This window comes from Leifsonia sp. NPDC056824 (assembly GCF_042789575.1).
GTDB lineage: Bacteria > Actinomycetota > Actinomycetes > Actinomycetales > Microbacteriaceae > Leifsonia.
The window spans coordinates 326898-346525 of record NZ_JBHUAV010000001.1 but is presented as its reverse complement, the minus strand read 5'-3'; the positions used below and the strand labels follow the sequence as shown (position 1 = coordinate 346525).

The window sequence follows — 19628 nt, the reverse complement described above, 5'->3', positions numbered from 1 at the left end:
CAGCATCGCTCCGGATCTGGCAAACTTGTCTGGTTCAACATTTCGGAACGAGCGCGCTGACGTGCGCTCCGAACGGATCACTGCCAGGCAGTGCATAGCCCACCGCGAGAGTCTTCGGATCGGCGGTCGAGGGGTTAGGCCGCAGGTAGCAGGACATGCTCACAATCGACATCTTCGAAAAGCAGGGATTTCTCTGTGCCTCGAGGCGTGCGTGAGTTGACAGAAGAATAGTGGCGTTTCCCACGCGTACGTCGCACTGCGTCCAATGCGAGCGCGGTTCGTAAGAGCCGTCTCGTACGACGCCATAACAAGAGAGAGAGTCAGACATGGCGGGACAGAAGATCCGCATTCGGCTTAAGTCGTATGACCACGAGGTCATCGACACCTCGGCGCGCAAGATCGTCGACACGGTGACCCGTGCAGGCGCAACCGTCGTCGGCCCGGTGCCGCTTCCCACCGAGAAGAACGTGGTGTGCGTCATCCGTTCGCCCCACAAGTACAAGGACAGCCGCGAGCACTTCGAGATGCGCACGCACAAGCGGCTGATCGACATCATCGACCCGACGCCGAAGGCCGTCGACTCGCTCATGCGTCTCGACCTGCCCGCCGACGTCAACATCGAGATCAAGCTCTAAGGGGGAGTGCCGCTATGTCCAACATCGACACCAAGACCTCCAAGGGCCTCCTGGGCAAGAAGCTCGGCATGACCCAGGTCTGGGACGAGAACAACAAGCTCATCCCGGTGACTGTCATCGAGATCACGCCGAACGTCGTGACCCAGGTCCGCACCCCCGAGGTCGACGGCTACAACGCCGTCCAGATCGCGTACGGCCAGATCGACCCGCGCAAGGTCAACAAGCCGGCCGCCGGCCACTTCGACAAGGCGGGCGTCACGCCGCGCCGCCACCTCACCGAGGTCCGCACCGCTGACGCCGCCGAGTACTCGGCCGGCCAGGAGCTCACCGTGGACGCCACCTTCGAAGCCGGCCAGCTGGTCGACGTCGTCGGCACCTCCAAGGGCAAGGGCTTCGCCGGTGTCATGAAGCGCCACAACTTCAAGGGCGTCTCCGCCTCGCACGGTGCGCACCGCAACCACCGCAAGCCGGGCTCCATCGGCGCCTCCTCGACCCCGAGCCGTGTCTTCAAGGGCATGCGCATGGCCGGTCGCATGGGTGGCGAGCGCGTGACCGTCCTGAACCTCAAGGTCCAGGCCGTCGACGCCGAGAAGGGCCTGCTGCTCGTCAAGGGCGCCGTCCCCGGCGCTCGTGGCCGCATCGTTTTCGTCCGCAACGCAGTGAAGGGGGCCTAAGTAGATGGCTACCTCGATTGACGTCGTCGACCTCAAGGGCAAGAAGGCCGGCTCCATCGAGCTTCCGGACTCCCTGTTCGACGTCCAGACCAACATCCCGCTGATCCACCAGGTCGTGACCGCTCAGCTCGCCGCGGCGCGCCAGGGCACCCACAAGACCAAGGGTCGTGGCGAGGTCTCCGGCGCCGGCCGCAAGCCGTTCAAGCAGAAGGGCACCGGTCGCGCTCGTCAGGGCTCGATCCGCGCTCCTCAGATGACCGGCGGTGGCGTCGTCCACGGACCGAACCCGCGCGACTACTCGCAGCGCACCCCGAAGAAGATGATCGCCGCTGCTCTGCTCGGCGCCCTCTCGGACCGCGCCCGCGGCAGCCGCATCCATGCCGTGCAGGCGTTCACGACCGGCGAGGTCCCCTCGACCAAGGCCGTCGTGGAGCTGCTCAACGGCGTCGCGACCTCCCGCCACGTCCTCGTGGTGCTGGAGCGCGACGACGAGCTCGCTTTCAAGAGCGTGCGCAACGTCCCGTCCGTGCATGTGCTGACCTACGACCAGCTGAACGCCTACGACGTCCTGGTGAGCGACGACATCGTCTTCTCGCAGGCCGCGCTCGAGGGCTTCATCTCGTCCAAGACCAAGAAGGAAGAGGTGAACGCGTAATGGCCGCCGTCAACAAGGACCCGCGCGACATCATCATCGCCCCGGTCGTCTCCGAGAAGAGCTACGGCCTGATCGACGAGGGCAAGTACACCTTCGTCGTCGACCCGCGTTCGAACAAGACCGAGATCAAGCTCGCCATCGAGTCGATCTTCAAGGTCGAGGTCGCGTCGATCAACACCCTGAACCGTCAGGGCAAGACCCGCCGCACCAAGTTCGGCACCGGCAAGCGCAAGGACACCAAGCGTGCCATCGTCACGCTGAAGTCCGGTTCCATCGACATCTTCACGGCCGTCGGCTAAGCGAAGGACTAGAGGAAGACAGACATGGCTATTCGTAATTACAAGCCCACGACCCCCGGTCGTCGCGGCTCCTCGGTCGCCGACTTCGCCGAGATCACCCGCTCGACGCCGGAGAAGTCCCTTCTCCGTCCGCTGTCGAAGACCGGTGGCCGCAACAACCAGGGCCGCATCACGACCCGTCACATCGGTGGTGGCCACAAGCGCCAGTACCGCGTGATCGACTTCCGTCGCAACGACAAGGACGGCGTCAACGCCAAGGTCGCGCACATCGAGTACGACCCCAACCGCACCGCGCGCATCGCGCTGCTCCACTTCGTGGACGGCACCAAGCGCTACATCCTGGCTCCGGCCGGGCTGAAGCAGGGCGACGTGGTCGAGTCGGGCGCCGGCTCGGACATCAAGCCGGGCAACAACCTGCCGCTGCGCAACATCCCGACCGGTACCGTCGTGCACGCCATCGAGCTGAAGCCGGGTGGGGGCGCCAAGATGGCCCGCTCCGCCGGTGCCTCGGTGCGTCTCGTCGCGAAGGACGGCCCCTACGCCCAGCTGCGCCTGCCCTCGGGCGAGGTCCGCAACGTCGACGTCCGCTGCCGCGCGACGATCGGCGAGGTCGGCAACGCCGAGCAGTCGAACATCAACTGGGGCAAGGCCGGCCGCATGCGCTGGAAGGGCGTCCGCCCGACCGTCCGCGGTGTCGCCATGAACCCGATCGACCACCCGCACGGTGGTGGTGAGGGCAAGACCTCCGGTGGTCGCCACCCGGTCAGCCCGTGGGGTCAGAAGGAAGGCCGCACGCGCCACCCCAACAAGGAAAGCGACAAGCTCATCGTCCGCCGTCGTAACGCCGGCAAGAAGCGTAAGTAGGAGTTCGAGAAGATGCCACGCAGTCTCAAGAAGGGCCCCTTCGTCGACGAGCACCTGTTTCGCAAGGTGGTCGCCGCTAACGAGGCCAACAGCAAGAACGTGATCAAGACCTGGTCGCGCCGCTCGATGATCGTCCCGGCCATGCTGGGTCACACCATCGCGGTGCACGACGGTCGCAAGCACATCCCGGTGTTCGTCACCGAGACCATGGTCGGTCACAAGCTGGGCGAGTTCGCGCCCACCCGCACCTTCCGTGGTCACGTGAAGGACGACAAGAAGGGTCGCCGCCGCTAACGCGGTGGCGTAAGGAGGAGAGAAATGGTGGAGTCGATCGCACGCGTGCGTCACATCCGCGTCACCCCCATGAAGGCCCGCCGCGTCGTCAACCTGATCCGCGGCAAGCAGGCCCAGGAGGCCCTGGCCATCCTGAAGTTCGCCCCGCAGAGCGCGAGCGAGCCGGTCTACAAGCTCGTCGCCTCGGCGATCGCCAATGCGCGCGTCAAGGCCGACCAGAGCAACACCTACCTGGACGAGCAGGACCTGTACGTGAGCAAGGCCTTCGTGGACGAGGGCACCACGCTCAAGCGGTTCCAGCCGCGCGCACAGGGTCGGGCCTTCCGGATCAACAAGCGCACCAGCCACATCACGATCGTCCTCGCGACGCCGGACGAGGCTGAGGTTGCGAACGCTACGAAGAAGGCGAGCAAGTAATGGGCCAGAAAGTCAACCCGTACGGCTTCCGTCTGGGGATCACGACCGACCATGTGTCGCGCTGGTTCTCCGACAGCACGAAGAAGGGTCAGCGTTACAGCGACTACCTCGCTGAGGACGTCAAGATCCGCACGCTGCTGAAGACCTCGCTCGACCGCGCGGGCGTGTCCCGCATCGAGATCGAGCGCACCCGCGACCGCGTCCGCGTCGACATCCACACCGCCCGTCCGGGCATCGTGATCGGTCGTCGTGGCGCCGAGGCCGAGCGCATCCGCGCCGACCTCGAGAAGCTCTCGGGCAAGCAGATCCAGCTGAACATCCTCGAGGTCAAGAACCCCGAGGCCGACGCTCAGCTCGTCGCCCAGGGCATCGCCGAGCAGCTCGCCGCCCGCGTGGCCTTCCGCCGCGCGATGCGCAAGGGCCTGCAGGGCGCTCAGCGCGCCGGCGCCAAGGGTGTCCGCATCCAGGTGTCGGGCCGCCTCGGCGGCGCCGAGATGTCCCGCTCGGAGTTCTACCGCGAGGGTCGTGTGCCGCTGCACACGCTCCGCGCCAACATCGACTACGGCTTCTACGAGGCCAAGACCACCTTCGGTCGCATCGGTGTCAAGGTGTGGATCTACAAGGGCGACATCACGAACAAGGAGCTTGCCCGCGAGCAGGCCAACCAGAAGCCGTCGCGCGAGCGCAACGACCGTGACCGTGGTCCGCGTCGCGGCGGTGGCCGGGGCAACGCCCCCGCCGTCGAGACCGCGCCGGCCGCAGCAGGAGTTGAGGCATAACCATGTTGATCCCACGCAGAGTCAAGCACCGCAAGCAGCACCACCCCGGCCGTAGCGGCCAGGCGACCGGTGGCACGAAGGTCTCCTTCGGCGAGTACGGCATCCAGGCCCTGACCCCCGCTTACGTGACCAACCGTCAGATCGAGTCCGCTCGTATCGCCATGACGCGTCACATCAAGCGTGGCGGCAAGGTGTGGATCAACATCTACCCGGACCGTCCGCTCACGAAGAAGCCGGCCGAGACCCGAATGGGTTCCGGTAAGGGTTCTCCCGAGTGGTGGGTCGCGAACGTCAAGCCGGGTCGGGTCCTCTTCGAGGTCTCCGGCGTCTCCGAGGAACTCGCTCGTGAGGCAATGACCCGTGCAATCCACAAGCTGCCCCTCAAGGCACGCATCATCAAGCGCGAGGAGGGCGACGCGTAATGGCGATCGGCACCAAGGAGCTCGCTCCCAGCGAGCTCGACACCTTTGAAGACGAGCGTCTGATCGACGAGCTGAAGAAGGCCAAGGAAGAGCTGTTCAACCTGCGCTTCCAGTCGGCCACCGGTCAGCTCGAGAGCCACGGCCGCCTGCGTGCGGTCAAGCGCGACATCGCTCGTATCTACACCGTGATCCGCGAGCGCGAGCTCGGGATCCGGGCGACCCCGGCCCCGGCCGACGTGACGCCCGCCAAGGCAGAGAAGAAGAGCAAGGCGAAGAAGGAGGCCGCTGAGGCCCCCGAGGTCGCCGAGACCGAGACTGAGGAGGCCAAGTAATGGCTGAGACCACCAAGGCTGCGGCCGCGGAGTCGGCGGCCGACGAGGCCCTCGTCCGTGGTTACCGCAAGGCCCGTCGCGGGTACGTCGTCAGCGACAAGATGGACAAGACCATCGTCGTCGAGGTCGAGGACCGCGTGAAGCACCCCCTGTACGGCAAGGTCATCCGCCGCACCTCCAAGGTGAAGGCGCACGACGAGAACAACACCGCCGGCATCGGCGACCTCGTTCTCATCAACGAGACCCGTCCGCTGAGCGCCTCCAAACGGTGGCGCCTGGTTGAGATTCTGGAGAAGGCCAAGTGATTCAGCAGGAATCCCGACTCAAGGTCGCCGACAACACCGGCGCCAAGGAGCTTCTCGCCATCCGTGTCCTCGGCGGTTCCAGCCGTCGTTACGCCGGCCTGGGTGACGTCATCGTCGCCACGGTCAAGGACGCGATCCCCGGCGGCAACGTCAAGAAGGGCGATGTCGTCAAGGCCGTCGTCGTGCGCGTGCGGAAGAACACCCGCCGCCCGGACGGCTCCTACATCAAGTTCGACGAGAACGCCGCCGTGATCCTGAAGAACGACGGTGACCCCCGCGGTACCCGCATCTTCGGCCCGGTCGGCCGTGAGCTTCGCGACAAGAAGTTCATGAAGATCATCTCGCTGGCCCCGGAGGTGCTGTAACCATGGCGAACATCAAGAAGGGCGACCTGGTCCAGGTCATCACGGGCCGCTCGCAGGCCCGCGGTGGTGACCGCGGCAAGCAGGGTCGTGTCATCGAGGTCCTCGTGGAGAAGAACCGCGTGATCGTCGAGGGCGTCAACTTCGTGACCAAGCACGTCCGCGTCGGTCAGACGCAGCGTGGCACGAAGACCGGCGGCATCGAGACGCACGAGGCTTCCATCCACGTCTCCAACGTGGCGCTCGTCGACCCCGAGACCAAGAAGCCGACCCGCGTCGGCTTCCGCAACGAGACCGTTACGAAGGACGGCGTCACCAAGACGGTCCGCGTTCGTTACGCCAAGAAGTCTGGTAAGGACCTGTAATGACGGACACTGCAACGAGTGCTGGCAAAATCCAGCCTCGCCTGAAGCAGAAGTACAAGACCGAGATCTCCGCTCAGCTCAAGGGCGACTTCGGCTTCACGAACGTGCACCAGGTGCCCGGTCTCGTGAAGATCGTGGTCAACATGGGTGTCGGCGAGGCTGCTCGTGACGGCAAGGTGATCGACGGTGCGATCAACGACCTCACCCTGATCACCGGCCAGAAGCCGCAGGTCACCAAGGCCCGCAAGTCCATCGCGCAGTTCAAGCTGCGCGAGGGCCAGCCGATCGGCGCGCACGTCACGCTGCGCGGCGACCGCATGTGGGAGTTCCTCGACCGTCTGCTCTCGCTCGCGCTGCCCCGTATCCGGGACTTCCGCGGCCTGAGCGAAAAGCAGTTCGACGGCAACGGCAACTACACGTTCGGTCTCACGGAGCAGTCGATGTTCCACGAGATCAACCAGGACCGGATCGACCGTGTCCGCGGTATGGACATCACGGTCGTGACCACTGCCAAGAACGACGACGAGGGCCGCGCGCTGCTCAAGCAGCTCGGCTTCCCGTTCCGTTCGAACGAGGCGAGCAACTAGACCTAGTAGTCTTGTCTCTTTGTGGGCCGGCCACCCGGCCGGCCCACTTCCACCACAGGTCGTCAGTCGTGTAACGGCTGTACGAAACCTGGTGAACAAAGGAAAACCGCAATGACGATGACAGATCCGGTCGCAGACATGCTGACCAGACTGCGCAACGCGAACTCGGCGCACCACGACACCGTGTCGATGCCGCACTCCAAGCTCAAGTCCCACATCGCCGAGATCCTCACCTCCGAGGGCTACATCTCCGGCTGGGAGGTCACCGACGCCCGTGTCGGCCAGACCCTGACGCTCAACCTCAAGTTCGGTCCGAACCGTGAGCGTTCCATCGCCGGCATCAAGCGAGTCTCCAAGCCCGGCCTCCGCGTCTACGCGAAGTCGACGGAGCTCCCCAAGGTCCTCGGCGGCCTCGGTGTCGCCATCCTGTCCACCTCCTCGGGGCTCCTCACGGACCGCCAGGCTGAGAAGAAGGGCGTGGGTGGGGAAGTCCTCGCCTACGTGTGGTGACACCGCCATGTCGCGTATCGGAAGACTGCCCATCGAGATCCCCGCTGGGGTCGATGTGAAGATCGACGGCCAGACCGTCACCGTCAAGGGCCCGAAGGGCGAGCTCTCGCTCGTCGTCGCGAGCCCCATCGAGGCAAAGCTGGAGGAGGGCCAGGTCCTGGTCACCCGTCCGGACGACGAGCGCTCTTCGCGCTCGCTCCACGGCCTCACCCGCACGCTCATCAACAACAACATCATCGGCGTCACCGAGGGCTACTCCAAGGGCCTTGAGATCGTCGGCACCGGTTACCGCGTGGCCCAGAAGGGCGCGGGCGTCGAGTTCGCGCTCGGCTTCTCGCACCCGGTCAACGTCGAGCCGCCGGCCGGCATCACCTTCACGGTCGAGGGCAACAACAAGGTGACCGTGAGCGGGATCGACAAGCAGGCTGTTGGCGAGGTCGCTGCGAACATCCGCAAGATCCGCAAGCCCGAGCCGTACAAGGGCAAGGGTGTGCGTTACGCCGGCGAGGTCGTTCGTCGCAAGGCCGGAAAGGCTGGTAAGTAATCATGGCTCTGGGTACCAGAGGAAAGAGCAAGGCAGCCGCTCGCGGCCGTCGTCACACCCGACTTCGCAAGAAGGTCGTGGGCACCGAGGTCCGTCCTCGCCTGGTCGTCACCCGTTCGGCCCGCCACGTCTTCGTGCAGGTCATCGACGACGCCAAGGGCCACACGCTGGCTTCCGCGTCGACCATGGAGACCGACCTGCGCGGCTTCGACGGTGACAAGACCGCCAAGGCCCGCAAGGTGGGCGAGCTCGTCGCCGAGCGCGCGAAGAGCGCCGGTGTCGAGGCCGTGGTCTTCGACCGTGGCGGCAGCAAGTACGCCGGTCGCGTTGCGGCCGTCGCCGAAGGCGCTCGTGAAGGTGGGCTGAACCTGTGAGCGACGAGAACAACAAGGAGCAGACCGTGGCCGCTGAGGTAACGGAGACCGCGCAGCCGGTCGAGACCGCTGCGTCGACCGACAACAACCGTGAGCGCGAGCCGCGCCGCGGTGGCCGGGAGCGCAACCCCAACCGCGATCGCGGCAGCCGGGACGCCGACAAGAGCCAGTTCCTGGAGCGCGTCGTCACCATCAACCGCGTCTCCAAGGTCGTGAAGGGTGGTCGTCGCTTCAGCTTCACCGCTCTCGTGGTCGTCGGAGACGGCAACGGCCTGGTGGGCGTCGGCTACGGCAAGGCCCGCGAGGTGCCGCTGGCGATCTCGAAGGGCGTCGAGGAGGCGAAGAAGAACTTCTTCCGCGTCCCGCGCGTCGGCGTCACCATCCCGCACCCGGTGCAGGGTGAGGCCGCTGCCGGCGTCGTCCTCCTGCGTCCGGCCGCCGCCGGTACCGGTGTTATCGCCGGTGGCCCGGTGCGCGCCGTCCTGGAGTGCGCCGGCATCCACGACGTGCTGAGCAAGTCGCTCGGTTCGTCCAACACGATCAACATCGTGCACGCGACCGTCGAGGCGCTGAAGCAGCTCGAGGAGCCCCGTGCCGTCGCAGCTCGCCGTGGTCTCGACTACGACCAGGTCGCGCCCGCGCGCCTGCTGCGTGCCGAGGCCGAGGCGGCTGAGGCCGCTGCTGCCGCCAAGAAGGCAGAGAAGGTAGGTGCCTGATGGCCGCGCGCCTGAAGATCACGCAGATCAAGTCGAAAGTGAGCGAGAAGCAGTACCAGCGCGACACGCTGCGCAGTCTGGGACTGAAGCGAATCGGTGACGTCACCGTCCGCGAGGACACCCCGCAGAACCGCGGGTACGTCAACACCGTCGCTCACCTGGTGAAGGTTGAGGAGATCGACTAATGGCTGACGACAAGCCGACCACTGAGGCCGCTGCCGAGAAGCCGGCGGCCAAGAAGAGCACCACCACCAAGGCTGCCGCGAAGCCGGCCGCCGAGAAGGCTGCCGCCAAGCCGGCCGCCGAGAAGAAGGCTCCGGCCAAGAAGGCTCCGGCGAAGGCCGCTGCCGACAAGGCCGCCGCCTCCACCAAGGACGAGACCGTCTCCGCCTCGGCGAAGAAGGCCCCGGCCAAGAAGGACGTCGCGGCCCCCCGCGAGCAGGTCCTCAAGGTGCACCACCTCCGTCCCGCCGCGGGCGCCAAGAAGGACAAGACCCGCGTCGGACGCGGTGAGGGTTCCAAGGGCAAGACCGCGGGCCGTGGCACGAAGGGCACCAAGGCCCGCTACCAGGTCCGCCCCGGCTTCCAGGGCGGTCAGCTCCCGTTCCACATGCGTTCGCCGAAGCTGCGCGGGTTCAAGAACCCGTTCCGCGTCGAGTACCAGGTGGTCAACCTCGAGAAGCTGGCCGAGCTGTACCCGGCCGGTGGCGATGTCACCATCGCCGACCTCGTCGCCAAGGGCGCCGTTCGCAAGAACGAGAAGGTCAAGGTTCTCGGTAACGGGGACATTGCGGTTAAGCTGAACGTTGCGGTCGACAAGGTCTCCGGCTCTGCCGAGACGAAGATCGTCGCCGCTGGTGGCTCCGTCAAGTAGCCGCCCGTAAAGCAGCGCAGTCGGGTGGCCGGAAAGCTCCGGTCACCCGACTGACTCTTACAGGAAAGCAGGACGCACTTTTGTTTAGCGCCGTCGCGCGGATCTTCCGCACCCCGGACCTCCGCCGGAAGATCTTCTTCACGCTGGGGATCATCGCCCTGTTCCGGCTGGGCTCCTTCATCCCTGCGCCGTTCGTCGACTTCGCCAACGTGCAGACCTGTCTGAACGCCAACCAGGACACCTCGGGGCTCTACTCCCTGGTCAACCTGTTCTCGGGTGGCGCTCTCCTCAAACTCTCGATCTTCGCGCTCGGCATCATGCCGTACATCACCGCGTCGATCATCGTGCAGCTGCTGCGCGTGGTCATCCCGCGCTTCGAGACCCTCTACAAGGAGGGCCAGGCCGGCCAGGCGAAGCTCACGCAGTACACGCGTTATCTCACGATCGCGCTGGGCGTCCTCCAGTCGACGACCCTCATCACCGTCGCCCGCTCCGGCGCGCTCTTCGGCACCACGGCGGTCTCGCAGTGCACGCAGCTGATCACGGATGACTCCTGGTACGCCATCATGCTCATGGTCATCACGATGACCGCCGGCACCGGCCTCATCATGTGGATGGGCGAGCTCGTCACCGAGCGCGGCATCGGCAACGGCATGTCGCTCCTGATCTTCACCTCGATCGCCGCGCAGTTCCCGAGCTCCCTCTGGGCCATCGGCCAGTCGCAGAGCATCGAGGTGATGCTGGTGGTGATTGCGATCGGTCTGCTGATCGTCGCCGCGGTCGTCTTCGTCGAGCAGTCGCAGCGCCGCATCCCGGTGCAGTACGCCAAACGGATGGTCGGCCGGCGCACCTACGGCGGCAACAACACGTACATCCCGATCAAGGTGAACATGGCCGGCGTCGTGCCCGTCATCTTCGCGTCGTCGCTGCTGTACCTGCCCGCGCTGATCGCCCAGTTCAACCAGCCCGCGGCCGGCAAGGCCCCTGCGCCCTGGGTGACCTGGATCACGAACTACCTGACCAAGGGCGACCACCCGCTCTACATGCTGCTCTACTTCCTCCTGATCGTGGGCTTCACGTACTTCTACGTGGCCATCACGTTCAACCCGGAGGAGGTCGCGGACAACATGAAGAAGTACGGCGGCTTCATCCCCGGTATCCGCGCGGGCCGCCCCACCGCCGAGTACCTCGACTACGTGCTGACCCGCGTGACGCTGCCCGGCTCGATCTACCTCGGCATCATCGCCCTGATCCCGCTGATAGCGTTCGCATTGCTCGGCGCCAGCCAGAACTTCATGTTCGGCGGCACGTCCATCCTCATCATCGTCGGTGTCGGACTCGAGACGGTCAAGCAGATCGACTCGCAGCTTCAGCAGCGGCACTACGAAGGGCTTCTGCGTTGACCCGTATGTTGATCGTCGGACCTCCCGGAGCGGGCAAGGGCACTCAGGCCTCCCGCATCACCTCCGTGTACGGGATCCCCGACATCTCGACGGGCGACATCTTCCGGGCCAACATCAAGAACGAGACCCCGCTCGGCCAGCAGGTCAAGGCGATCGTCGACGCGGGCGACTACGTTCCGGACAGCCTCACCAACCAGCTCGTCACCGACCGGCTGAACGAGGACGACGCGAAGGACGGCTTCCTCCTCGACGGCTACCCGCGCACGCTCGAGCAGGTGAAGTACCTCGACGACCTGCTGGCCTCGAAGGGCCAGGAGCTCGCCGCGGTGATCCAGCTCGTCGCCGACCAGGACGAGATCGTCGCGCGCCTCACCAAGCGCGCGCAGGAGCAGGGCCGCGCCGATGACTCCGAGGAGGCCATCCGGCACCGCCAGGAGGTCTACCTGCGCGAGACGTCCCCGCTGATCGACGTGTACCGCGAGCGCGGTCTGCTCGTCGAGGTGGACGGCCTCGGCGGGATGGACGACGTCGCCGCCCGCATCCGTTCGGCTCTGGCCGAGCGCGGCATCCTCCCGCTCGAGGGCGCCGGCGAGCCGGTCGCCTAGCTTCCGATGGCACTGAGACGGTCGATCTACAAGTCGCCCGCCCAGCTCCGACTGATGGTCGCGCCGGGACGGGCGACCGCGGCGTCCCTCGACGCCGTCGCGGCGGCGGTCGCCGCCGGGGTCTCCACCCTCGAGCTCGACCGGATCGCCGAGGCCGCGATCGAGGCAGCGGGTGGAAGGTCGAACTTCCAGCTGGAGGCCGGGTACCACCACACGATCTGCGCGTCGGTCAACGACGAGGTCGTGCACGGCATCCCCGGGGCTCGCATCCTGCAGCCCGGCGACATCCTGTCGGTCGACAGCGGCGCCATCCAGGAGGGCTGGAACGGGGACGCGGCGCGCACGTTCGTGCTGCCCGACCCGGCGCATCCCGAGCGCGTCGCCGAGCGGCAGAAGCTCTCCGAGGTCACCGAGCAGTCGCTCTGGCACGGCATCGCCCGGCTCGCGACCGCCCGTCACCTCAACGAGGTGGGCGAGGCGGTCGAGGACCACATCATGTCGCAGGGCGACTACGGCATCCTCACCGACTACATCGGGCACGGCATCGGCCGCCGGATGCACGAGGAGCCGCCGGTGTTCAACTACCGGGTGCGCTCCAAAGGCCCCGAGGTCCGTCCGGGTCTCGTGGTCGCCATCGAGCCGATGGTGGTGCTGGGGGACCAGGACACGTACGTGAAGGACGACGGTTGGACCGTCGCCACGGAGGACGGCTCGGCTGCGGCGCACTGGGAGCACAGCGTCGCCGTGCACGCCGGCGGCATCTGGGTGCTCACGGCGGTCGACGGCGGGGCCGCGGGGCTCGCGCCGTTCGGGATCACGCCGACGCCGATCCCGTAGTCGTTCCGCGACTGTTCGCTCAGAGCGGGCGCAGATGATAGACCAGAATTGGCGAAATGCGCCGGTATCCCATAAGATTGATCCTTGGTGTCTTAGGCGTGCTTTCTGCATGTCCGGCACCAGTCAACGCACGACCAGCAAACCACTACTAATAGCGACAGTGAGGCTATGGCCAAGAAAGACGGTGTCATCGAGATCGAAGGATCTGTGATCGAGGCGCTCCCCAACGCGATGTTCCGCGTGGAGCTCACGAACGGTCACAAGGTTCTTGCCCACATCTCCGGCAAGATGCGTCAGCACTACATCCGCATCCTCCCCGAGGACCGCGTGATCGTGGAGCTGAGCCCCTACGATCTGACCCGCGGCCGGATCGTCTACCGCTACAAGTAACGGACTGCTGTAAGTAACGGCCACGCCACCGGGTAGCCCCTGGCGAGGTACGAGGACAGCGAACAAAGGTAACAGCACAATGAAGGTCAACCCCTCCGTCAAGAAGATCTGCGACAAGTGCAAGGTCATCCGTCGCAACGGCCGGGTCATGGTCATCTGCGAGAACCCGCGCCACAAGCAGCGCCAGGGCTGATCGCAGCAGCAGTACCAGCACGACTCAACTGACAGTAACTAACAACTAAACAGGCGAAGCGATCCCAGAACCCGTCTCCATCCAGCGTGGAGGCGGGGGACACCCTCGGAGGAGGCCGGGGCACCGGGACCGCTGAAGACCTCCACTCATCACAGGAGAAGCCACAACATGGCACGTCTAGCAGGCGTCGACATCCCGCGCGAGAAGCGCGTGGAGGTCGCACTCACCTACATCTACGGCGTCGGGCGCACTCGTGCGCTGCAGACCCTTCGCGAGACCGAGATCTCGGGCGACATCCGCGTCAAGGATCTGACCGACGACCAGCTCGTCGCACTTCGCGACTACATCGAAGGCAACTTCAAGGTCGAGGGTGACCTCCGCCGCGAGGTCGCCGCCGACATCCGCCGCAAGGTCGAGATCGGCAGCTACGAGGGCATCCGCCACCGCAAGGGCCTCCCGGTCCGCGGCCAGCGAACCAAGACGAACGCGCGTACCCGCAAGGGCCCGAAGCGTACCGTCGCCGGTAAGAAGAAGGCTCGCTAGGCCGACACCAGGACTGAAGGAGAAATATCATGGCAGCACCCAAGTCGGCCGCTCGCAAGCCGCGCAAGAAGGAAAAGAAGAACATCGCTGTGGGCCAGGCCCACATCAAGAGCACCTTCAACAACACCATCGTCTCGATCACCGACACCACCGGTGCGGTCATCTCGTGGGCGTCCTCCGGTGGAGTTGGCTTCAAGGGCTCGCGCAAGTCCACCCCGTTCGCCGCGCAGCTGGCAGCCGAGTCGGCCGCCCGCCAGGCGCAGGAGCACGGGATGAAGAAGGTCGACGTCTTCGTCAAGGGCCCGGGCTCGGGCCGCGAGACCGCGATCCGCTCGCTCCAGGCCGCCGGCCTCGAGGTGGGCTCGATCAACGACGTCACCCCGCAGGCGCACAACGGCTGCCGCCCGCCGAAGCGTCGCCGCGTCTAGTTCTCTTCCACGTCCGCCCAGGCGGCGGTCCTCCAGGACCGCCGCCTGACGGCGTGACGAACCCCACCTCACTCACGCGAGTGTCATATAGCGGACACTCAGCCGAAAGGAATCAATAGTGCTCATTGCACAGCGTCCTACGCTCACCGAAGAGAACATCTCCGAGTTCCGCTCGCGGTTCGTCATCGAGCCGCTCGAGCCGGGCTTCGGCTACACGCTCGGCAACTCGCTCCGCCGCACCCTGCTCTCCTCCATCCCGGGCGCCGCCGTGACCAGCATCCGCATCGACGGCGTGCTGCACGAGTTCAGCACCGTCCCGGGTGTCAAGGAGGATGTCACCGAGATCATCCTGAACATCAAGGGCCTGGTCGTCTCCAGCGAGCACGACGAGCCGATCACCGCCTACCTCCGCAAGACCGGCTCCGGCCAGGTCACCGCGGCCGACATCTCGGCTCCGGCGGGCGTGGAGATCCACAACCCCGAGCTGGTCATCGCCACCCTGAACGACAAGGCGAAGTTCGAGGTCGAGCTCACCATCGAGCGCGGCCGCGGCTACGTCTCGGCTCAGCAGAACCGCAACGAGTACAGCGAGGCGGGCCAGATCCCGATCGACTCGATCTACTCCCCGGTCCTCAAGGTCACCTACCGCGTCGAGGCCACCCGTGCCGGCGAGCGCACCGACTTCGACCGCCTCGTGGTCGACGTCGAGACCAAGCCGGCGATCAGCCCGCGCGACGCCATCGCGTCCGCCGGCCGCACGCTGACCGAGCTGTTCGGCCTGGCCCGCGAGCTCAACAGCGCGGCCGAGGGCATCGAGATCGGCCCCGCGCCGGTCGACCAGGTGCTCAGCTCCGAGCTGTCGATGCCGATCGAGGACCTGGACCTGTCGGTCCGGTCGTACAACTGCCTCAAGCGCGAGGGCATCAACACCGTCAGCGAGCTCGTCTCGCTGTCGGAGACGCAGCTCATGAACATCCGCAACTTCGGTCAGAAGTCGGTGGATGAGGTCAAGGACAAGCTGACCGAGATGGGCCTGTCGCTGAAGGACTCGGTCCCCGGGTTCGACGGCGCCCACTTCTACAGCGGGTACGACGAGGACGAGTCCACCACCATCTGAGGCCGCGTCAGCGAAGCCTTCGACTTTTTCACTACTGGAGATAACCGATCATGCCTAAGCCCACCAAGGGCCCCCGCCTCGGAGGCGGCCCCGCGCACGAGCGCCTCATGCTCGCCAACCTGGCTGCTGCGCTGTTCACGCACAAGAGCATCAAGACGACCGAGACCAAGGCCAAGCGCCTGCGTCCCTACGCTGAGCGTCTGATCACGTTCGCGAAGCGCGGCGACCTGCACGCCCGCCGTCGCGTTCTCGCGCTCATCGGCGACAAGTCCGTCGTGCACGAGCTCTTCACCGAGATCGCGCCGCTGGTCGCGGAGCGCGAGGGCGGCTACACCCGCATCACGAAGCTCGGCTACCGCAAGGGCGACAACGCGCCGATGGCGCAGATCGAGCTCGTGCTCGAGCCCGTCGCCCCGAAGGCCAAGGCGACCAAGAAGGCCGCTGCGCCGAAGGCCGCTCCGGTCGAGGAGCCGGCCGTCGAGGACGAGGCCGCCGAGGACACCACGTCCGAGGAGACAGCCGCCGCTGAGGCCGAGGTCGTCGAGGAGGCCACCGGCGACGCCGAGGAGACCACCGCCGAGGCGGAGGCCGAGAAGGCCTGACCTTCCGCATCCTGTCGTAACGCCCCGCATCCGTTCGGATGCGGGGCGTTTCGCGTTGCGGTGCCGATGGTCAGGCGGTGCTGTGCTGCGCGGTGAGCCGCACCGGCGTGTTCGCGGCGCCGAAGCCGTCGTAGCGACCGCGCCGTTCGACCAGCTCGAAGAACACGGAGCCGACCGTCTCCGTGTAGCAGTGCAGGTACTCGCCCGATGCGTCGCGGTCGTAGAGGAGGCCGGCGTGCTGGAGCCGCTCCAGGTCGGTATCGGGCAGCTCGAGACGAGCGGCGAGGTCGTCATAGTAGTTCGCCGAGACCGGTACGGTGCGCAGGCCGCGCGCACGCGCGCGGCCGATCAGCGCCGGGAGGTCGTCGCACGCGATGGCGACGTGCTGGGCGTGCCGGGACGCCGCAGCGCGCTCGGCGAACGGCGGCACGACGTTGAGGGCGAGACGCACGGCTCCGTCGGCCGAGCGGAGCACCTGGCTGCGGACCAGGCCGGCCGGGCCGGCCAGCTCCGCGGATGAATCGCGGGCGAGGCCGAGCGCCGTGCCGTAGAAGAGCACGGCCTCCTCGATGTCGGCGGCGGGCTCGGTGAGGTTGACGTGGTCGATGCCGCGGATCGCAGGGTCGGGCGTGCCGCGTCCGCCGGCGAACTCGCTCGGCCAGGCCGGGCTGCTCTCCGGGCCGCTGATCAGGATCTCGGTGCCGTCGGGCGCGAGCACGGCCGGGAGGTCGGCCTCCCCGGCGAGCACGCGGCGGTGAGCGCGCTGCGCCCCGAGGTGCTCCGCCCGTGCGGCGGCCTCCTCCGGCCAGTCCGTCCGGATGCCGAAACCGGCGACGTGCGGGTCTCGGCCCGCGGCGTTGTGCTCGTTGAGCACGATCCTGGCCTCGCCGGCGGTGTAGAGCCAGGCCGGCTTCGTGACGTGGCGGCCGCGCGGTGCGAAGCCGATCCGCTCCAGCACGGCGGCGACGGCGTCGGTGTCGTGCGCCTTGACCTCCACCTGGTCGAGCTCGCGGGGCTCGGCCGCAGGACGGGCCGCGCCGCTCTCGAGCGCGTCCTCCAGCACGGTCAGCGATCGGCGAGCGTGACGGGCGGTCCGAGCCGGATCGGTCTGCCGGAAGACGTCGTTGAACACCTCCAGCGACAGCGGACCGGTGTAACCGGCACGGAGGGTGTGGCCGACGAACGCCGGGAGGTCGAAGCCGCCCTCGCCGGGGAACAGGCGGTGGTGCCGGCTCCACGAGAGCACATCCATCGACAGCAGCGGGGCGTCGGCGAGCTGGACGAAGAAGATCCTGTCGCCGGGGATCCGTTCGATGTCCGCGGGGTCGTGGCCCCGGGAGAGGATGTGGAAGCTGTCCAGGCAGACGCCGACCGCGCGATGGTCGGCGCGCTCCACGATGCGCCACGCTCGCCGGTAGTCGTCGATGTATCGTGCCCAGGCCAGGGCCTCGAACGCAAGGCGCTTGCCGTGTGCATCCGCGCGGTCGGCGAGGCGGGCGAGCTGCGCCGCGGAGACCGCGTCGTCGTCGATCGAGGCCGTGGCCACGTTGCTGCAGACGAGCACCGTGTCGACGCCGAGCCGGTCCATAAGCACGAACTTTGCCTCGGCCCGGCGCAGCACCTGCGCGAACTCGGGCTCGGTCACGCCCTCGGCGTCGCGGAACGGCTGGTAGAGCGCGATCCGCAGGCCGAGCCGGTCGCACAGCGCGCGCACCTCCTCCGGCGACTGCGGTGCGGCGATCAGGTCGGGCTCGAAGACCTCGACGGCGTCGAAGCCGGCGTCGGCGATGGCGTGCAGCTTGTCGACGAGGGTCCCGGAGAGGCACACCGTCGCGATGGAGGTGCGCATCAGCGGCCCTCGCGGATCATCGCGGCGAAGTGGGCGCGCATCCGCTCCCGGTCGGGCTCGGCGCCGGTGATGAGCCGGAACGCGTCCGCGGCCTGGCCGACGGCCATTCCGCCGCCGTCGAGCGTGCGGCAGCCGGCCTCCCGTGCCGCACGGAGGAGCTCGGTGTCGACGGGCCGGTAGACGACGTCCGCCACCCAGAGGTCCGGCCGGAGCAGCCCGGGGTCGAGTGGGATGCCGGGGTGCGTGTGCATGCCGACGAAGCTGGCGTTGACCAGTCCGGTGACGTCGCTCGCCGCGTCGCTCAGCAGCGCAGGCAGGGCGTCCGAGGAGACGCCGGAGGCCGACGCGGCCGGGACCCGCGGCCCGAGGGAGGCGGCCAGCGCGGCGGCGCGCTCGGCGTCGATGTCGGCGACCGTGAGCCGGGAGGCGCCGGCCTCCAGCAGCGCGGCGCAGACGGCGGCCCCGGCCCCGCCCGCGCCGATGACGACGACGTGGCCGAGGTCGGCGCCGGGGAGGCCGTCGCGGAGCGCGGAGGCGAAACCGGTGACGTCGGTGTTGTGGCCGACGCGCCGGCCGTCCGTGAGCAGCACGGTGTTGACCGAGCCGATCGCCGCCGCCGAGTCCGTGACCTCGTCGAGGTGGGCGAGGACGCGCTGCTTGCAGGGGTGGGTGATGTTGAGGGCGTCGAAACCGAGCAGGGCGGCGGCGTCCAGGACCCTGCCGATCGTCGCGTCGAGGTCGCCGTCGGTGTCGACCGCCATAAGGTCGATGGGCCGGTAGAGGTAGCGCAGCCCCTGCTCCTCGGCCTCCCGCTCGTGCAGCGGAGGGGTCAGCGAGGGCAGCACGCCCTCGCCCAGGAGCCCGACCAGGTACGACTCTCCGACCACGCTCATGCGTCCTCCTCGACCATCGTGCGGCGCCGCGCCGCTTGACAAGCGCCGCGAGGTTTCTTAACGTACCAGATAGTTCATTAGCGAGGAGGCGGGATGGCACGGCTGGATCACGAGCGGATCCGCGACGCGGAGCGTACGCGCGCCGAGATCCTCGCCGTCGCGACCCAGGAGTTCGCCGACCGCGGTTACTCCGGCGCCCGCGTGGACGAGATCGCGCGCCGGATGTCCACGACGAAGCGGATGATCTACTACTACTTCGGCGGCAAGGAGCAGCTCTACGTGAGCGTGCTGGAGGCCGCCTACGCCGAGATGCGCGGGTACGAGCAGCAGCTCGACGTCTCCGGTCTCGAGCCGGTGGAGGCCATCCGTGTCATCGCCGAACGCACTTTCGACCACCACACCAGCCGCCAGGACTTCGTGCGGCTCGTGGCGATCGAGAACATCCACCGCGCCGCGTTCCTGCGCGAGGTGGGCGAGCCGGAGAGCCTGGCGCTCCCGGCGCTCGAGCTGATCGATGAGGTGTTGAGGCGTGGCCGCGCCGCGGGTGTGTTCCGCGACGACATCGACGCCACGGACGTGCACATGGCGATCAGCTCCTTCTGCGTGTTCCCGGTGGCCAACCGCCACACCTTCGGGTACCTCTTCGGCCGCGATCTGCTGAACCAGTCGCGCGCCGACCACTACCGGCGGATGCTCGGCGACATGATCGTCGCGCTCCTCACCGCGGACCGTTGATCCCGGCCGGGTGCGCCCGGCGGAT

The 19628-nt window shown here is 67.2% G+C and carries 32 protein-coding genes; 30 read left to right on the top strand and 2 right to left on the bottom strand.

Annotated features, from left to right (window positions below; translation table 11 throughout):
* The first annotated feature begins 326 nt into the window (after window positions 1–326).
* The 29 genes from rpsJ (at window position 327) to rplQ (ending at window position 16126) form a co-directional block, all read left to right on the top strand.
* Entirely contained in the window at window positions 327–635 is a 309-nt protein-coding gene (gene rpsJ, locus ACFRFH_RS01820) for a 30S ribosomal protein S10 (protein ID WP_005050520.1), read from the top strand.
* Window positions 636–649: 14 nt separating this feature from the next.
* The gene (gene rplC / locus ACFRFH_RS01815; RefSeq protein WP_055913953.1) at window positions 650–1309 is read left to right on the top strand and encodes a 50S ribosomal protein L3; all 660 of its coding nucleotides are present in this window, start codon (window positions 650–652) and stop codon (window positions 1307–1309) included.
* Window positions 1310–1313: 4 nt separating this feature from the next.
* The gene (rplD, locus tag ACFRFH_RS01810; RefSeq protein ID WP_382461300.1) at window positions 1314–1964 is read left to right on the top strand and encodes a 50S ribosomal protein L4; all 651 of its coding nucleotides are present in this window, start codon (window positions 1314–1316) and stop codon (window positions 1962–1964) included.
* Window positions 1964–2263 carry a 50S ribosomal protein L23 gene (gene rplW / locus ACFRFH_RS01805; RefSeq protein WP_382461299.1) on the top strand — a complete coding sequence of 100 codons (300 nt, stop codon included), beginning with the start codon at window positions 1964–1966 and terminating at the stop codon, window positions 2261–2263. Before rplD ends, rplW begins: the two co-directional genes overlap by 1 nt.
* Window positions 2264–2287: 24 nt before the next feature.
* Entirely contained in the window at window positions 2288–3127 is an 840-nt protein-coding gene (gene rplB / locus ACFRFH_RS01800; protein ID WP_345834048.1) for a 50S ribosomal protein L2, read from the top strand.
* A 12-nt stretch (window positions 3128–3139) separates the two neighbouring features.
* Window positions 3140–3421 (top strand): 30S ribosomal protein S19, encoded by a 282-nt coding sequence (gene rpsS, locus ACFRFH_RS01795; RefSeq protein WP_018191964.1) that lies wholly within the window; start codon window positions 3140–3142, stop codon window positions 3419–3421.
* Window positions 3422–3445: 24 nt separating this feature from the next.
* The gene (rplV, locus tag ACFRFH_RS01790; RefSeq protein ID WP_345834049.1) at window positions 3446–3838 is read left to right on the top strand and encodes a 50S ribosomal protein L22; all 393 of its coding nucleotides are present in this window, start codon (window positions 3446–3448) and stop codon (window positions 3836–3838) included.
* Window positions 3838–4617: a 30S ribosomal protein S3 gene (gene rpsC, locus ACFRFH_RS01785; protein WP_382461298.1), complete on the top strand. Its 780-nt coding sequence runs from the start codon at window positions 3838–3840 to the stop codon at window positions 4615–4617. Before rplV ends, rpsC begins: the two co-directional genes overlap by 1 nt.
* Before the next feature lie 2 nt (window positions 4618–4619).
* Window positions 4620–5039, top strand: a complete 420-nt coding sequence (gene rplP / locus ACFRFH_RS01780; protein ID WP_370054596.1) for a 50S ribosomal protein L16 — start codon at window positions 4620–4622, stop codon at window positions 5037–5039.
* Window positions 5039–5371, top strand: a complete 333-nt coding sequence (gene rpmC, locus ACFRFH_RS01775) for a 50S ribosomal protein L29 (RefSeq protein WP_370054595.1) — start codon at window positions 5039–5041, stop codon at window positions 5369–5371. The genes rplP and rpmC overlap by 1 nt, the downstream gene beginning before the upstream one ends.
* Window positions 5371–5676: a 30S ribosomal protein S17 gene (gene rpsQ, locus ACFRFH_RS01770; protein WP_018191959.1), complete on the top strand. Its 306-nt coding sequence runs from the start codon at window positions 5371–5373 to the stop codon at window positions 5674–5676. The genes rpmC and rpsQ overlap by 1 nt, the downstream gene beginning before the upstream one ends.
* Window positions 5673–6041: a 50S ribosomal protein L14 gene (gene rplN, locus ACFRFH_RS01765; RefSeq protein WP_018191958.1), complete on the top strand. Its 369-nt coding sequence runs from the start codon at window positions 5673–5675 to the stop codon at window positions 6039–6041. The genes rpsQ and rplN overlap by 4 nt, the downstream gene beginning before the upstream one ends.
* Before the next feature lie 2 nt (window positions 6042–6043).
* Window positions 6044–6403 (top strand): 50S ribosomal protein L24, encoded by a 360-nt coding sequence (gene rplX / locus ACFRFH_RS01760; protein WP_370054593.1) that lies wholly within the window; start codon window positions 6044–6046, stop codon window positions 6401–6403.
* Window positions 6403–6990 (top strand): 50S ribosomal protein L5, encoded by a 588-nt coding sequence (rplE, locus tag ACFRFH_RS01755; protein ID WP_382461297.1) that lies wholly within the window; start codon window positions 6403–6405, stop codon window positions 6988–6990. The genes rplX and rplE overlap by 1 nt, the downstream gene beginning before the upstream one ends.
* Window positions 6991–7101: 111 nt before the next feature.
* A complete protein-coding gene (rpsH, locus tag ACFRFH_RS01750) occupies window positions 7102–7500 on the top strand; it encodes a 30S ribosomal protein S8 (protein ID WP_382461296.1) in 399 nt (132 codons plus the stop codon).
* Window positions 7501–7507: 7 nt separating this feature from the next.
* Complete coding sequence (gene rplF, locus ACFRFH_RS01745) at window positions 7508–8044, top strand: 50S ribosomal protein L6 (protein ID WP_382461295.1); 537 nt, start codon at window positions 7508–7510, stop codon at window positions 8042–8044.
* Window positions 8045–8046: 2 nt separating this feature from the next.
* Window positions 8047–8418, top strand: a complete 372-nt coding sequence (rplR, locus tag ACFRFH_RS01740) for a 50S ribosomal protein L18 (RefSeq protein ID WP_382461294.1) — start codon at window positions 8047–8049, stop codon at window positions 8416–8418.
* Entirely contained in the window at window positions 8415–9134 is a 720-nt protein-coding gene (gene rpsE, locus ACFRFH_RS01735; RefSeq protein WP_055913991.1) for a 30S ribosomal protein S5, read from the top strand. Before rplR ends, rpsE begins: the two co-directional genes overlap by 4 nt.
* Window positions 9134–9319 carry a 50S ribosomal protein L30 gene (gene rpmD, locus ACFRFH_RS01730; protein WP_185276507.1) on the top strand — a complete coding sequence of 62 codons (186 nt, stop codon included), beginning with the start codon at window positions 9134–9136 and terminating at the stop codon, window positions 9317–9319. Before rpsE ends, rpmD begins: the two co-directional genes overlap by 1 nt.
* Complete coding sequence (gene rplO / locus ACFRFH_RS01725) at window positions 9319–10008, top strand: 50S ribosomal protein L15 (RefSeq protein WP_382461293.1); 690 nt, start codon at window positions 9319–9321, stop codon at window positions 10006–10008. The genes rpmD and rplO overlap by 1 nt, the downstream gene beginning before the upstream one ends.
* A gap of 80 nt (window positions 10009–10088) precedes the next feature.
* Window positions 10089–11411, top strand: a complete 1323-nt coding sequence (gene secY, locus ACFRFH_RS01720) for a preprotein translocase subunit SecY (RefSeq protein ID WP_179605010.1) — start codon at window positions 10089–10091, stop codon at window positions 11409–11411.
* Complete coding sequence (locus tag ACFRFH_RS01715) at window positions 11408–12016, top strand: adenylate kinase (RefSeq protein WP_382461292.1); 609 nt, start codon at window positions 11408–11410, stop codon at window positions 12014–12016. Before secY ends, ACFRFH_RS01715 begins: the two co-directional genes overlap by 4 nt.
* Window positions 12017–12022: 6 nt before the next feature.
* Complete coding sequence (map, locus tag ACFRFH_RS01710; RefSeq protein WP_382461291.1) at window positions 12023–12853, top strand: type I methionyl aminopeptidase; 831 nt, start codon at window positions 12023–12025, stop codon at window positions 12851–12853.
* A 168-nt stretch (window positions 12854–13021) separates the two neighbouring features.
* On the top strand, window positions 13022–13243 hold the full coding sequence (infA, locus tag ACFRFH_RS01705) for a translation initiation factor IF-1 (protein WP_011186713.1): 222 nt from the start codon (window positions 13022–13024) through the stop codon (window positions 13241–13243).
* 79 nt (window positions 13244–13322) lie between these two features.
* Window positions 13323–13436: a 50S ribosomal protein L36 gene (gene rpmJ / locus ACFRFH_RS01700; protein ID WP_011186712.1), complete on the top strand. Its 114-nt coding sequence runs from the start codon at window positions 13323–13325 to the stop codon at window positions 13434–13436.
* 168 nt (window positions 13437–13604) lie between these two features.
* A complete protein-coding gene (gene rpsM / locus ACFRFH_RS01695; protein ID WP_055914002.1) occupies window positions 13605–13979 on the top strand; it encodes a 30S ribosomal protein S13 in 375 nt (124 codons plus the stop codon).
* Between the two features lie 29 nt (window positions 13980–14008).
* Window positions 14009–14407 carry a 30S ribosomal protein S11 gene (gene rpsK, locus ACFRFH_RS01690; protein WP_018191944.1) on the top strand — a complete coding sequence of 133 codons (399 nt, stop codon included), beginning with the start codon at window positions 14009–14011 and terminating at the stop codon, window positions 14405–14407.
* A 118-nt stretch (window positions 14408–14525) separates the two neighbouring features.
* Complete coding sequence (locus tag ACFRFH_RS01685) at window positions 14526–15524, top strand: DNA-directed RNA polymerase subunit alpha (RefSeq protein WP_345834060.1); 999 nt, start codon at window positions 14526–14528, stop codon at window positions 15522–15524.
* Window positions 15525–15574: 50 nt separating this feature from the next.
* Window positions 15575–16126 (top strand): 50S ribosomal protein L17, encoded by a 552-nt coding sequence (gene rplQ, locus ACFRFH_RS01680; RefSeq protein WP_382461290.1) that lies wholly within the window; start codon window positions 15575–15577, stop codon window positions 16124–16126.
* Between the two features lie 70 nt (window positions 16127–16196).
* Here rplQ and ACFRFH_RS01675 read toward each other — a convergent pair whose 3' ends face one another.
* A complete protein-coding gene (locus ACFRFH_RS01675) occupies window positions 16197–17975 on the bottom strand; it encodes a bifunctional sugar phosphate isomerase/epimerase/4-hydroxyphenylpyruvate dioxygenase family protein (protein ID WP_382461289.1) in 1779 nt (592 codons plus the stop codon).
* Window positions 17975–18868 (bottom strand): shikimate dehydrogenase, encoded by an 894-nt coding sequence (locus ACFRFH_RS01670; RefSeq protein ID WP_382461288.1) that lies wholly within the window; start codon window positions 18866–18868, stop codon window positions 17975–17977. The genes ACFRFH_RS01675 and ACFRFH_RS01670 overlap by 1 nt, the downstream gene beginning before the upstream one ends.
* A gap of 93 nt (window positions 18869–18961) precedes the next feature.
* Here ACFRFH_RS01670 and ACFRFH_RS01665 point away from each other — a divergent pair, with 93 nt between their 5' ends.
* Entirely contained in the window at window positions 18962–19603 is a 642-nt protein-coding gene (locus ACFRFH_RS01665; RefSeq protein WP_382461287.1) for a TetR/AcrR family transcriptional regulator, read from the top strand.
* Window positions 19604–19628 lie beyond the last annotated feature (25 nt).

What these genes read in the sequence shown, in the direction of transcription:
- rpsJ (WP_005050520.1), top strand. Translation starts at nt 327, where the DNA reads ATGGCGGGACAGAAGATCCGCATTCGGCTTAAGTCGTATGACCACGAG.
- rplC (WP_055913953.1), top strand. Translation starts at nt 650, where the DNA reads ATGTCCAACATCGACACCAAGACCTCCAAGGGCCTCCTGGGCAAGAAG.
- rplD (WP_382461300.1), top strand. Translation starts at nt 1,314, where the DNA reads ATGGCTACCTCGATTGACGTCGTCGACCTCAAGGGCAAGAAGGCCGGC.
- rplW (WP_382461299.1), top strand. Translation starts at nt 1,964, where the DNA reads ATGGCCGCCGTCAACAAGGACCCGCGCGACATCATCATCGCCCCGGTC.
- rplB (WP_345834048.1), top strand. Translation starts at nt 2,288, where the DNA reads ATGGCTATTCGTAATTACAAGCCCACGACCCCCGGTCGTCGCGGCTCC.
- rpsS (WP_018191964.1), top strand. Translation starts at nt 3,140, where the DNA reads ATGCCACGCAGTCTCAAGAAGGGCCCCTTCGTCGACGAGCACCTGTTT.
- rplV (WP_345834049.1), top strand. Translation starts at nt 3,446, where the DNA reads ATGGTGGAGTCGATCGCACGCGTGCGTCACATCCGCGTCACCCCCATG.
- rpsC (WP_382461298.1), top strand. Translation starts at nt 3,838, where the DNA reads ATGGGCCAGAAAGTCAACCCGTACGGCTTCCGTCTGGGGATCACGACC.
- rplP (WP_370054596.1), top strand. Translation starts at nt 4,620, where the DNA reads ATGTTGATCCCACGCAGAGTCAAGCACCGCAAGCAGCACCACCCCGGC.
- rpmC (WP_370054595.1), top strand. Translation starts at nt 5,039, where the DNA reads ATGGCGATCGGCACCAAGGAGCTCGCTCCCAGCGAGCTCGACACCTTT.
- rpsQ (WP_018191959.1), top strand. Translation starts at nt 5,371, where the DNA reads ATGGCTGAGACCACCAAGGCTGCGGCCGCGGAGTCGGCGGCCGACGAG.
- rplX (WP_370054593.1), top strand. Translation starts at nt 6,044, where the DNA reads ATGGCGAACATCAAGAAGGGCGACCTGGTCCAGGTCATCACGGGCCGC.
- rplE (WP_382461297.1), top strand. Translation starts at nt 6,403, where the DNA reads ATGACGGACACTGCAACGAGTGCTGGCAAAATCCAGCCTCGCCTGAAG.
- rpsH (WP_382461296.1), top strand. Translation starts at nt 7,102, where the DNA reads ATGACGATGACAGATCCGGTCGCAGACATGCTGACCAGACTGCGCAAC.
- rplF (WP_382461295.1), top strand. Translation starts at nt 7,508, where the DNA reads ATGTCGCGTATCGGAAGACTGCCCATCGAGATCCCCGCTGGGGTCGAT.
- rplR (WP_382461294.1), top strand. Translation starts at nt 8,047, where the DNA reads ATGGCTCTGGGTACCAGAGGAAAGAGCAAGGCAGCCGCTCGCGGCCGT.
- rpmD (WP_185276507.1), top strand. Translation starts at nt 9,134, where the DNA reads ATGGCCGCGCGCCTGAAGATCACGCAGATCAAGTCGAAAGTGAGCGAG.
- rplO (WP_382461293.1), top strand. Translation starts at nt 9,319, where the DNA reads ATGGCTGACGACAAGCCGACCACTGAGGCCGCTGCCGAGAAGCCGGCG.
- map (WP_382461291.1), top strand. Translation starts at nt 12,023, where the DNA reads ATGGCACTGAGACGGTCGATCTACAAGTCGCCCGCCCAGCTCCGACTG.
- infA (WP_011186713.1), top strand. Translation starts at nt 13,022, where the DNA reads ATGGCCAAGAAAGACGGTGTCATCGAGATCGAAGGATCTGTGATCGAG.
- rpmJ (WP_011186712.1), top strand. Translation starts at nt 13,323, where the DNA reads ATGAAGGTCAACCCCTCCGTCAAGAAGATCTGCGACAAGTGCAAGGTC.
- rpsM (WP_055914002.1), top strand. Translation starts at nt 13,605, where the DNA reads ATGGCACGTCTAGCAGGCGTCGACATCCCGCGCGAGAAGCGCGTGGAG.
- rpsK (WP_018191944.1), top strand. Translation starts at nt 14,009, where the DNA reads ATGGCAGCACCCAAGTCGGCCGCTCGCAAGCCGCGCAAGAAGGAAAAG.
- rplQ (WP_382461290.1), top strand. Translation starts at nt 15,575, where the DNA reads ATGCCTAAGCCCACCAAGGGCCCCCGCCTCGGAGGCGGCCCCGCGCAC.
- ACFRFH_RS01675 (WP_382461289.1), bottom strand. Translation starts at nt 17,975, where the DNA reads ATGCGCACCTCCATCGCGACGGTGTGCCTCTCCGGGACCCTCGTCGAC.
- ACFRFH_RS01670 (WP_382461288.1), bottom strand. Translation starts at nt 18,868, where the DNA reads ATGAGCGTGGTCGGAGAGTCGTACCTGGTCGGGCTCCTGGGCGAGGGC.
- ACFRFH_RS01665 (WP_382461287.1), top strand. Translation starts at nt 18,962, where the DNA reads ATGGCACGGCTGGATCACGAGCGGATCCGCGACGCGGAGCGTACGCGC.